At 61.1% G+C, this 11,161-nt stretch carries 11 protein-coding genes; 2 read left to right on the forward strand and 9 right to left on the reverse strand.

Features of this window, described 5'->3' with window-relative positions:
* Positions 1 to 27 precede the first annotated feature (27 nt).
* The 9 genes from WNY80_RS16250 to dctP all read right to left on the reverse strand — a co-directional run bounded on the left by WNY80_RS16250 (position 28) and on the right by dctP (position 9,531).
* Positions 28 to 1,425, reverse strand: a complete 1,398-nt coding sequence (locus WNY80_RS16250) for a glycosyltransferase family 39 protein (protein WP_342888442.1) — start codon at positions 1,423 to 1,425, stop codon at positions 28 to 30.
* On the reverse strand, positions 1,422 to 2,171 hold the full coding sequence (locus WNY80_RS16255) for a ChbG/HpnK family deacetylase (RefSeq protein WP_342888443.1): 750 nt from the start codon (positions 2,169 to 2,171) through the stop codon (positions 1,422 to 1,424). The genes WNY80_RS16250 and WNY80_RS16255 overlap by 4 nt, the downstream gene beginning before the upstream one ends.
* On the reverse strand, positions 2,158 to 3,135 hold the full coding sequence (locus WNY80_RS16260) for a glycosyltransferase family 2 protein (RefSeq protein WP_342888444.1): 978 nt from the start codon (positions 3,133 to 3,135) through the stop codon (positions 2,158 to 2,160). The genes WNY80_RS16255 and WNY80_RS16260 overlap by 14 nt, the downstream gene beginning before the upstream one ends.
* A complete protein-coding gene (locus tag WNY80_RS16265; RefSeq protein ID WP_342888445.1) occupies positions 3,132 to 3,512 on the reverse strand; it encodes a GtrA family protein in 381 nt (126 codons plus the stop codon). Before WNY80_RS16265 ends, WNY80_RS16260 begins: the two co-directional genes overlap by 4 nt.
* Before the next feature lie 297 nt (positions 3,513 to 3,809).
* Complete coding sequence (locus WNY80_RS16270; protein WP_342888446.1) at positions 3,810 to 5,363, reverse strand: malonyl-CoA synthase; 1,554 nt, start codon at positions 5,361 to 5,363, stop codon at positions 3,810 to 3,812.
* Positions 5,360 to 6,682, reverse strand: coding sequence for a malonyl-CoA decarboxylase (locus WNY80_RS16275; RefSeq protein WP_342888447.1), 1,323 nt, complete (start codon positions 6,680 to 6,682; stop codon positions 5,360 to 5,362). Before WNY80_RS16275 ends, WNY80_RS16270 begins: the two co-directional genes overlap by 4 nt.
* Entirely contained in the window at positions 6,679 to 7,995 is a 1,317-nt protein-coding gene (locus WNY80_RS16280; protein WP_342888448.1) for a TRAP transporter large permease, read from the reverse strand. The genes WNY80_RS16275 and WNY80_RS16280 overlap by 4 nt, the downstream gene beginning before the upstream one ends.
* On the reverse strand, positions 7,992 to 8,489 hold the full coding sequence (locus WNY80_RS16285; RefSeq protein ID WP_342888449.1) for a TRAP transporter small permease: 498 nt from the start codon (positions 8,487 to 8,489) through the stop codon (positions 7,992 to 7,994). The genes WNY80_RS16280 and WNY80_RS16285 overlap by 4 nt, the downstream gene beginning before the upstream one ends.
* Positions 8,490 to 8,565: 76 nt before the next feature.
* Entirely contained in the window at positions 8,566 to 9,531 is a 966-nt protein-coding gene (gene dctP / locus WNY80_RS16290; protein WP_342888465.1) for a TRAP transporter substrate-binding protein DctP, read from the reverse strand.
* Between the two features lie 161 nt (positions 9,532 to 9,692).
* On the opposite strand from dctP, the gene WNY80_RS16295 reads away from it, so the two are divergent.
* A complete protein-coding gene (locus WNY80_RS16295) occupies positions 9,693 to 10,373 on the forward strand; it encodes a GntR family transcriptional regulator (RefSeq protein ID WP_342888450.1) in 681 nt (226 codons plus the stop codon).
* A 330-nt stretch (positions 10,374 to 10,703) separates the two neighbouring features.
* Positions 10,704 to 11,054 (forward strand): hypothetical protein, encoded by a 351-nt coding sequence (locus WNY80_RS16300; RefSeq protein WP_342888451.1) that lies wholly within the window; start codon positions 10,704 to 10,706, stop codon positions 11,052 to 11,054.
* Positions 11,055 to 11,161: the final 107 nt, after the last annotated feature.

Here is an 11,161-nt window from a genome sequence, read left to right on the forward strand (position 1 = left end):
ACCGGTGCAGGTTCCCCGTCAGCCGGTTCAGGACAAGGGAACATAAAGCAGGTATTTGCGGTTTTCCGCCACCGGCTTGACCCTGTCGCCGAAGCGGCCGAGGAATTCATCCTGGTAGCGCTTGGGCACCAGGACCCCGTTACCGGGAGAGAGCCACGTGCCCACGTCGTCGATTGTCTTCAACCGGGTGATCTTGCCCTGCGTGTAGAACTCGGCGGAAAAGCTTCGTGCATCGAGAATGGCGAGGCGGCCCGAGCCATGGAATGCCTCGACCAGCTGCGCTTCCGACGGCACCGCCGAGCTGCCCAGCCCCAGGAACGACGCAAGGGTAAGCGCTCCGGACACGAGCAGGACTTCCGCCACACCGATATGCACCCACTTGGTCTGCATGGGCCCGCTTCGAGCCCAGAGTATCACGGCGAGAAGTGCCGCCGCCGGCACGCCCGGAAGGACATAGGTGACGATGATGTTTGCCGCAGGCGTGAACAGGACCAGTGGCGCCAGGGCAAACATGAGCAGGTACAGATACAGGCCACCATCGCCGGGCTGCTCCTGCGGGATGCCCTTGCGCAGCCGCCAGACCAGGATCGGCAACAGCGTGCTCCATGGCAAGGTCGCCAGGATCCAGAACAGCCAGATCATCCCCTTGGGATGGGCGCGGCCGGCACCGTAGAGGTCCCCCGACCAGCCCGGCTGCAGAAAGCGCTGAATGTGCTCGCCGACAATGAAATAATAGAGATAGCCCGGCGTGGCGATTTCCGCTGCCACGTACCAGGGGATGACCAGAACCGCGACCAGGACGATTCCGCCGATCCACGGCAGACGGAGGAGATCCTTCCAGTTGCCGCGCCAGATCATGAAGGCGGTAATCGGCATCATGGACAGAACCGTCGCGACCGGGCCCTTGGCCAGAAGCCCGATGGCAAGCCCGACAAAGAACAGCCAGCCCCAGCGGCGGTCTCCCTGCAGGCCACCATAGAAGCCCGCCATGCAGGCCGTGACGCCAAGGGTCAGCGCCATGTCGGTCTGAACGAAGCCCAAGGCGACGAAGAACAGGGCCGAACTCGCCGTCACCAGCACGGCGACGCCTGCGGTCACCCGGTCGGTGAGGGTGCGCGCCCAAAGCCAGAGAATTCCCAGCGTGGCCAGAGCCGACAGGAAAATCCCGAACCTAACTGCAAAAGGCGTCACGCCGAAGACAGAAATGCCCATCGCGGACAACCAGGTGTGCAGCGGCGGCTTGGCCCAGAAGGGCACACCGTAATCAAACTGCGGGGTAATCCAGTTGCCGGTTTCGGCCATCTTGCGGGCGATTTCGGCGTAACGCGCCTCGGTCGGGTCGGTCAGCGGTACCCAGATCATCGCCGCCACGCGCACGGCAAGCAGCAGGAACAAACCCCAGAGGACGGCACGGCTTTTGGTCAATTCAATGCCCCTTGCAGAAGGATCCTGGTTTCGCAGTCACGGCTTTCCGGCGCATGACCGGTGCATTGCATCTCGTCAGCGGCATCACCGGGGTGCACCATCATCAGGCAGTCCGTGCCTGCCGCTGCCAACAGGCGAGGCAACCAGTGACGAACACTGGCCGGATCGTCAAGACGCAGAAAGCCGGAGAAGTCGCTGTTGACCTCAAGTCCCGCACGCCTGAATACCGACCGCGCGCGAGCAGCCAGCAGCATGATCAGCACACCCTTTGCGCCGCCGGCGCGAAGATTGCGCCATCGCCCAGACCAGGTTTCAGGCAGCGGCACCCGGATCCAGCTCTCCGGCCCGAATGGCAATTGCGCGGCAAGCGGCGCCACGCCGGGGAAACAATGGCAATGCTGATGGCCGTCATAATAATCGGGAAGGCTGCCCAAGAGCGCAATGAATGCATCCGTCTGCCGCGCGAACGAGGCTGCAGCGGAGCTGCGCACCCGCGAGGACAAGCATGGGCGGAGAAGCTGCGAAAGCGGCCACACTCCAGCGTGTCCGGGCAATGCCTGGGTGAGATTGAGATGAAGGCCAACCTGCGCGCCCGCATCCCTCAAGGCCTTGAGCCTCGCAATGTCACCTAGGTCGATGGCCTCATTGACCATGACCGAGGTTGCATCGAGCCGCCCGGCCTCCATCAGCGAAAGGATAACCCGGTCATGCTTGCGGCCAAGCCCGAAATCATCAGCGACCCTCAACGGTATCCCCCTTGCGGCTGATGTCTTCCGCCAGGATGTAGGGTGGCCGCTTCTTGGCTTCCAGAACGGACTTGCCGATGTACTCGCCCAAGAGCCCGAGGAAGATCATCTGGACGCCGCCGAAGAACGCGATCAGCGTCAGAACCGAGGCGATGCCGTTGGTCACACCGGTGAAGAACAGGGTTTCAATGACGACGAACAGGCCATAGGCCGCGCTGAACATGGCAATGACGATGCCTGCCATGGCCATCAGCCGCAGCGGCGTGGTGGTGAAACTGGTAATGGCGTCCATCGTCATCGAGAGCAGGCGGAACGCGCCAAAACTGCTGTTGCCATGCTCCCGCAAGGGCGGTTCAAGCGGCAGGCCTGTCTGGCGGAAGCCCACCCATCCATACAGGCCCTTCATGAAGCGGTCACTTTCCGGAAGCGAACGCAGGGCCTTCATGAACCGGTGATTGATCAGCCGGAAGTCGCCCGCACCCGGAGGGATCTGATAGCGGAGGTTGCGATTGATGACCCAGAAGAACAATCTGGAGGCTGCGGCCTTGAGATATCCCTCCGAGGAACGGCGGCTGGCCTTGTAGGCATAGACGCTGTCGGCGCCTTCATCGAGCCAGATCCGGACGAACTCGGTGATCATCTCCGGCGGATGCTGGAGATCGGCATCCATCAGGACCGCAGCATCGGCGGACTGGGCCGCGTCTATGCCTGCGGACAGGGCAGCTTCCTTGCCGAAATTGCGGGAGAACTGCAGCAGCCTCACCGGGCGCGGACCGAAATCATGGGCGTTCAGAATGGCAAAACTGTCGTCGCTGCTGCCATCATCGATAAAAATGAAACCGACGGAGAGCTGGAATTCAACCGAAAGACTGCCGGCAATGGCTTCCAACCGTTCGAGCAGTTCGCCCAGCACAGCGGCTTCGTTGTAGACTGGAACGACAATCGACAGGGTTTTTCCGGTCATGACTGCTTCTTTGCGAAAATGACCGCTGATGACACAGCGAAATTGATGATCGAGGCCACACCTATCGCCACAAGCAGCGCGGCGGCCAAGGGCAGACCGGCATAGAGCGAGAATTTTAGCAGCAGGGCGCGCAGAAGAAAGACCAAACCGCTCCAGGCCATGAACATGAGATAGCGCCGCAACAGGTCGTCATTGGCTTCATGAAAGGTAATGCGGCTGTGAAAGCGGAACACCACCGTCGCGCTGATGATCATGGTCAAGGCCAGTGCAATGGCAGGATCAAGATCCATCCACCGGGCCAATGCCAGCGTCGAGATATAATCGATGACCGCACCGATGACCGAGCCGCTGGCGAAAAGGGAGAATTTCCTGAGCATCGTCAATTCTTCCGGTTGAGGGCAGGCCCTGACCGGCGCAAACCGGTCATGTGACGCCCGCTCCAGCCGCTGACGCGGTGAGCCCCAAGTTCAAAGCTGTTCGCAAGCCGGTATATTGGCTGCCGCCATCAACGGCAATAGATGGAATGTGAGGGAGGGACACGCGTTCGCGGTCACCGCTTGTCCTGCCCGGACAAGGCCAGGCATGGCCGATGATTGCCCGGACTTGCCGCCCGGGCCGCAACTTAGCTTCGGTTCCGGACCTGAAAGGAACGGGCCGCCGGCTTCAGCGCCATTTCAGCCGGCCAGCAATGCCTTGTAGGCATCGCGCAGTACGTTCTTCTGGACCTTGCCCATGGTGTTGCGCGGCAGCTCGTCGAGCACGACGATGCGCTTGGGCTGCTTGAAGCGGGCAATCTTCGGCTTGATGCTGTCGAGGATCGCCGCTTCGTCCAAGGTGGCGCCGGGCTTTGGCACCAGCACGGCGACAACGCCCTCGCCGAAATCGGCATGAGGGACACCGATGACGGCCGATTCGAGCACGCCGTCTTCCTCGTCGAGCAGCAATTCGAGTTCCTTGGGATAGATGTTGTAGCCGCCGGAGATGATCAGGTCCTTGGAGCGGCCGACGATCTGGACATAGCCGTCGGCATCGATGACGCCGACATCGCCGGTGATGAAGAAGCCGTCATCGCGGAATTCTTCCTTGGTCTTTTCGGGCATCTGCCAGTAGCCGGCAAAGACGTTGGAGCCCTTGACCTCGATGATGCCGATCTCGCCCTGCGGCAGGGTCTTGCCGGTCTCGGCGTCAACGATGCGCAAGTCGACGCCGGGCAGCGGAAAGCCGACTGTGCCGGCGCGGCGCTCGCCCGCATAGGGGTTTGAGGTATTCATGTTGGTCTCGGTCATGCCGTAGCGCTCGAGGATGCGGTGGCCGGTGCGCTGTTCGAACTGGACATGGGTTTCGGCGAGCAGCGGCGCGCTGCCGGAGACGAACAGGCGCATGTGCTTGACCAGGTCGCCGGTGAAGGCGGGATCATCAAGCAGGCGGGTGTAGAAGGTCGGCACACCCATCAGGGCCGTGGCGCCGGGAATGTTGGCGATGATCGCCTCGGCGCTGAAAGCGGGCAGGAAGATCAGCGATGCACCCGCGCTCAAGGTGACGTTGGTGGCGACGAACAGCCCGTGGGTGTGGAAGATCGGCAGCGCGTGCAGCAGCACATCGTCCTTGGTAAAGCGCCAGACATCGACCAGCGTTTCGGCATTGGACAAGAGGTTGGCGTGGGTCAACATCGCGCCCTTCGAGCGCCCGGTGGTGCCTGAGGTGTAGAGAATGGCGGCAAGATCACTCGCGGACCGGGCAACGGTTTCGAAGGCCGTGGGAGCTGCAAGCCCGGCGTCAAGCAGCGAGCCTGCGCTGGTCTCGTGGTTTTGCCAGACGCCCATGGTTTCAAGGCCTATGCCGAGGCTGGCTGTCAGCGCTTCGTAGTCGGCGCGCTTCTTCGGATCGCAGACGAAGATGCGCGGGGTGGCGTTGCCGAGGAAATATTCGATTTCGGCCGGCGTGTAGCCGGTGTTGAGCGGCAGGAAGACGCCCCCTGCGCGGACCACGGCAAGATAGAGCATGATCGCTTCGATGGATTTTGGCACCTGGACTGCGACCCGGTCGCCCGGCTTGACGCCCAGGCCCACCAGCACATTGGCGAACCGGCCGGACACATCCTCGACATCGCCATAGGTGAAATGGCGGCCGTCCTCGGGCAGGGTCGCAAACAGCGCATTGCGGCCTTCCGGAGTGGCCAGCTTGCCGGCGAGCAGTCCGTCGAAGAGATAATTTTCAGCCATTTTCATTTCCTGCCGTTGCTGTTTGTGGCCGCCGCATCGGCCAGCGCCTTGACTTCGCGCGAGGCAAACACCGTGTGATTTTCAGCGAAGCCTTCGTGGAACTGACCGATCTTCTTGAGATCATAAAGATAATTGACCATCAACCCGCAGGACTGCCGCACCCCGTTTGGCGACAGGTCGGCACCGGCGTGGATGTCGTGCACCATGGCACCGTTGTTGAGATGGAAGCGCGCCACCGGGTCGAGTGGCATGCCGTTGCGGTCCTTCTGGTTGATGAGGTAATTGGCCGCCTGCCGGCGCAGCCATTGCGACTGATCCGAGAGCCCGCCGAGATCGCCGGACTCGATGGCGAGCATGATGTCAGCCGCAGCGACACCCTGACCGGGCTGTTCGGCAATGGCCTGGCGCAGCCAGCCGGAAAAGCCGGGGATCGGCGACAGGGTGACGAAGGTGGTGATCGACTTCACTTCCGCCTGCAGGTCCTCGACCACCTGCTTGATCAGCGAATTGCCGAAGGAGACACCGCGCAGGCCCGCCTGGCAGTTGGAGATCGAATAGAACACGGCTGTATCGGCGCTTGCCGGATCGAGAATCTCGCGGTTTTCCGCCAGGATCGCCTGCACCGAACCGGGAACGCCCTTGACCAGCGCCACCTCGACGAAAATCAGCGGGTCGTCCGGCATGGAGGGATGGAAGAAGGCATAGCAACGCCGGTCGGCGGGCTCGACCCGGCGGCGCAGATCATCCCAGTCATCGATGGCGTGCACCGCCTCGTACTTGATGATCTTCTCGAGAATGTTGGCCGGGCTCTGCCAGTGGATCCTGCGCGGCACCAGGAAGCCGCGGTTGAACCATGAACCGAACAGGTGCTGAAAATCGATATCCGTCCGCCGGAAAGACGGGTTGTCCTTAAGCAGCTTGATCAGGCGGGCCCGCATCTTGACCAGTTCACCCGTGGCACCGGGCACGCGGTTGATCCGGCGGAGCAGTTCCTGGCGACCCGGCTCGGCGGCATTCAGCAGGTCGGCAAAGTTCTCCGGCGAGCGGTCTGCCTGATAGGCGGTAGTCAGCGCCTGCAGCCGTTCGATGTCGATGTCCAGCTCATCGGTGAGATAGCGGAAGAACTCGACTTCAGCCTCCGGCGTGAGCTCGCTGAACTGCGACAGGATCTGCTGGCCCATGCTGTGCGAAGCACCTTCGCTTGAGCTGGCAATCAGCGCCTCGCAAAGCGCCGTGATCGTGCGCCCGTCCCCCTTGACGCGTGAGAGATTGGGCCGTTCGAACAGCGTCGACAGCAGATCATAGAAGAAGCCGGAGCGGTTCAAAGCGCGCCTCCCATTACCAGTTCCGGCAGGAAGGTGGCGATCGACGGGAAGATGCACAAGAGTACGATGGCAAGGATCATGCACATCACGTAAGGCAGCGAACCGCGCAGGATGGTGCCGAGCGAAATGTCTGGCGCAATCGAATTGATGACGTAGAGATTGAGGCCAACCGGCGGGGTGATCAGTCCGATTTCCATGTTGATGGTCAGAATGACGGCGAACCAGTAGGGGTCAAACCCGGCCGAGGTGATGATCGGCAGCAGGATCGGCGCGGTCATCAGGATCACCGCCACCGGCGGCAGGAAGAAGCCGGCGATCAGCAGGAAGACATTGATGATCCCCATCAGCACCCAGCGGTTGACTTCGAGGTCGGAAATCCAGTTGGCGATGGACTGGGTGACGAAGGTTGATGACAACGTGAAGGCGAAGAGTTCGGAGGCCGCGATGATCATCATGATCATCACCGATTCTTTCGTCGAATCCCGGAACATCGAGATGAATGGCCTGGCCGAGAACATCTTGTAGACCACGACCACCAGCACCAGGCAGAACAGTGCGCCGACGCCGGCGGCTTCCGATGGTGTGGCAACGCCGCCGTACAACACGAACAGGATGCCGGCGACGATGGCCAGGAACGGCAGCACGCGGGGCAGGATCTCGAGCTTCTGCTTGAGCGAGTAATGCCGGGTCACGTCCGACAGTTTCAGGCCGCTGCGCCAGCAGGAAAACAGCGTCCATGCCATGAAGATGGCTGTCAGCATCATGCCGGGGATGACACCGGCGAGGAACAGCCGGCCGATCGAGGTCTCTGTCGAGATGCCATAGACGATCATGGTGATCGATGGCGGTATGAGAATGCCGAGCGTGCCGCCGGCGGCGATCGAGCCAGCCGAAATCTCGTCGGGGTAGCCGCGCTTGCGCATTTCGGGAATGCCCATCTTGCCGATGGCGGCACAGGTGGCGGGCGAAGACCCCGACAGTGCAGAGAAGATCGAGCAGGCGCCGAGGTTGGAGAGCACCAGGCCACCGGGCACGCGGTTGAGCCAGCGATCGAGCGCCTCGTAGAGATCCTTGCCCGCCGGGCTATTGGAAACCGCGGCCCCCATCAGGATGAACATCGGGATCGAGACCAGGGTGAAGGAATTGAGCCCTGAGAAAAATGTCTCGCCGAGAATGTCGAGCGAGCGGAAACCATCGATGAGCAGCAGGGTGCCGATGGAGACGGCGCCCAAGGCAAAGGCAATGGGCATGCCGATGGCAAACAGCGCGATCAGCACGACGAGAATGAGAAGGCCGATTTCCAGCGGGCTCATGCGAGGCCCTCCCCGGTTCCGGTCCAGTTCTTGTAGATCTCGGCGATGTATTGCAGGCACAGGATGCCGACGCCGAGCGGCAACGGCAGCAGCGGGATCCACAAGGGCAACGCCCAGACCGTGTCGGTGGTCCAGCCCTTCGACATGGCCTCATAGAAAAAATGCCAGCCCGACCAGCCGAGCAGGCCACAAAATGCCAGGCTCAAGCTGGCGGCGAGCACATCCAGCACGCGCTTGGCCAACCCGCCGAGCAGATTGGGCAGAAGATCGACCGAGACATGCCCCTTGAGCATCAGCACATAGGGCGCGCCGATGAAGGTGGAGGCAATCATGGCGTAGACGACGAACTCGGTCTGCCAGATGGTGGAGGCGCCCAGAAAGTAGCGCATGAATACCATGTGCGACACCACAAGCGTGGAAGCCGCGATCAGCAGCATCGACGCCAGGCCGCACAGCCGCGACAGCGTCTCGATGATCGAAACAAAGCGTTTCATCTCTGGGCAATCCCCGGATTGAAAGACAGGACAGGCAAGGCTGAAAGGGGGAGGAGCCCCTCCCCCGATCAGATGATCATTCGACGGCGAGTGCCTGGTCGATCAGCTTCTGGCCACCGGGAACCTTTTCGGCGAATTCCTTGTAGGCCGTCTCCTTGGCAATCGCCAACCAGGCGTCATAATCGTCCTTCGACATCGACACGACTTCGACGCCGGCCTTCTTGAAGGTCTCGACCATCTTGTCGTCGAGGCCGGCGGCTTCCTTGTCGAAATATTCCTCGGCCTTCTTGCCGGCAGCCATCACGGCGGCCTGCTGCTCGGGCGTCAGGCGGTCATAGGTTTCCTTGGAAATCAGCATCGGCTCATACATGAACCAGAGCGAATTCTCGCCCGGCTCGGTCAGGCACTTGACCTGCTCATAGATGCGGTAGGAGACGAACGACCCCGACGAGGTGTTGGTGGCGTCAAGCACGCCGGTCTGCATGCCGGTGTAGATTTCCGATGACGCCATCGAGGAGATCGAAGCGCCTGCACCGACCAGCATCTGCTCAAACGCAGGACCGGCAGCGCGGGTGACCTGGCCCTTGATGGTGTCGGGCGAGGTGATGCAGTTCTTCTTCGAGGCGAATGCGCCGCCAAGCCAGGCGTCGGCGATGACGATGGCGCCATTGTCCTCGATCAGCTTCTTGATCTCGGTCATGAAGGGCGAAGAATTGAGCCGCTTGGCGCGGTCATGGTTGCGCACCAGGCCGGGCATCAGGGTTGCGGAGAACTGCGGCACGCGGCCCGAGGCATAGTCGAGCGGGAACGAGGTGACGTCGAGCTGGCCCTTGGTCAGCGCGCCCCACTGTTCTTTCGCCTTGTAGAGCGACTGGCCCGGATAAACCTGGACATCCAGCCCGACATTGGCGGCTGCCAGCTCCCTGGCGAACAGCTGAACCATTTCGTCGCGCGCGTCGCCCTTGCCGCCCGGAAACTGGTGCGATGCCTTCAATGTCTCGGCCTGCGCGAGGCCCGTCAAAGCGATGGATGCGGCAAGCATGCCTGCAAACGCTGATAATAGTTTCATGTCTTCCTCCCAGAAAAATGTGCTCGCGGAACCTCCTCAAGCTCCGGCAACACCGAAAGGGATCATTTTCTGAATGCAATGTCAAACCTCTTGTATACAAGAATAATGAATTTGCATTTCCAAACGGATTGAGCATGATGCGAGCCATGGGCACACGGATCGCAGACACCATTCGCGAACGCATCGAACAGATGATCGTCACCGGCGAGTTCGCCGATGGCGAACGCCTTGACGAAGTCAAGCTGGCCGAGCAGTTCGGGGTGTCGCGAACGCCGTTGCGCGAAGCGTTCCAGTCGCTGGCAGCCTCCGGGCTGCTGACGCTGGAAGCCCGCCGCGGCGCCTTCATCCGGCATCCGGATTTCGTCGAACTGGTCGAGATGTTCGAAGTCATGGCCGAGCTCGAAGCGATGTGCGGCTTCCGTGCCGCACGGCGGGTGAGCGAGCAGCAGATGCGCGATATCGGCCGCACCATCGAAACCTGCGAAGCGGCGATCGCGATGGGCGATTTTGACGAATACTACCGCGAGAACGAGACGTTTCACCACCTGCTCTACGAGGCCAGCGGCAACAGCTTCCTCGCCCGCGAGGCGACCCGGCTGCACAAGCGGCTCAAGCCCTACCGGCGCATGCAGCTGCGGGTCAACGGCCGCATGCCGCAGTCGATGCGCGAGCACCGGGCGATCCATGCGGCGCTGGAGCAATCGGACGGCAAGGCCGCTGCGGCAACCTTGCGGCAGCACGTCGCCATCCAGGGCGAGCGCTTCAACGACCTGATGGCCAGCTACCGGCAGATGGCGCCACGCAAGACCGGCTGAGCCCGCGAAGCGACCGGAATCGGCAATATCGGGCCGACAGAGCGTAGCCTCTCGCAGCCATCACGATGGATAAAGGGCCGGATGCGGGGTTACAGGTGTTTTCGGATGATGCGTAAATGAGCATCGCCACATACGTTGAGACTCGCCCAGATTATACCACCCGGCTAGCCCTGTTAACCAGCCCGATTGAATGGCGATGGGCTCACAATCGGTTTTGCGTGTAGCATCGTTTTCTCGCGCCTAGAAATTGTTCCAGATGTCGTTGAGCGGAAACGAGCACGAACAGCCACCAACGCCAACCTAATCATTTTCAACCTTGTGAAGTCTTAGATGTTGATTGATCTCATACCCTGGGCTTTTGCGCTGCCACCAGCTCTCTGGGAACTGACAAGAGTAGGAAAACGCCACGGCTGGTTTCTCGGCATCTATGCGGCCGTCATCGTCTTTGGAGGCATTTACTTATGGATTCTAGCGCTTCAGTTCTATCTCAATGAAAGCTCCGGCCCATTCACGACATTGGGTGTGGTGGCGACATTGAGCATGCTGATAGGCCCACCTATAGGAACCGTCGTCATTGGCAGGAGAACGGGGCTAGCCGCTGGTGTGTTTGCAGGAGTTGTTGTTGGCATTTGCATCGCGCTGCTTGTTGCCGTTATCTCGATCAGTATCTACGGCACGTGAAGGCTGAGTGTTTGCGAGGATCGCGATATAAGAGGTGGTTCGGATTGTCTGAACAGTTTCGGGCGTCTGCTTAAGTGGATTTCCGCCCTGATTATGCTGCCGCCAGG

It is taken from the genome of Hoeflea sp. AS16 (assembly GCF_038900095.1).
Taxonomy (GTDB): Bacteria; Pseudomonadota; Alphaproteobacteria; order Rhizobiales; family Rhizobiaceae; genus Hoeflea.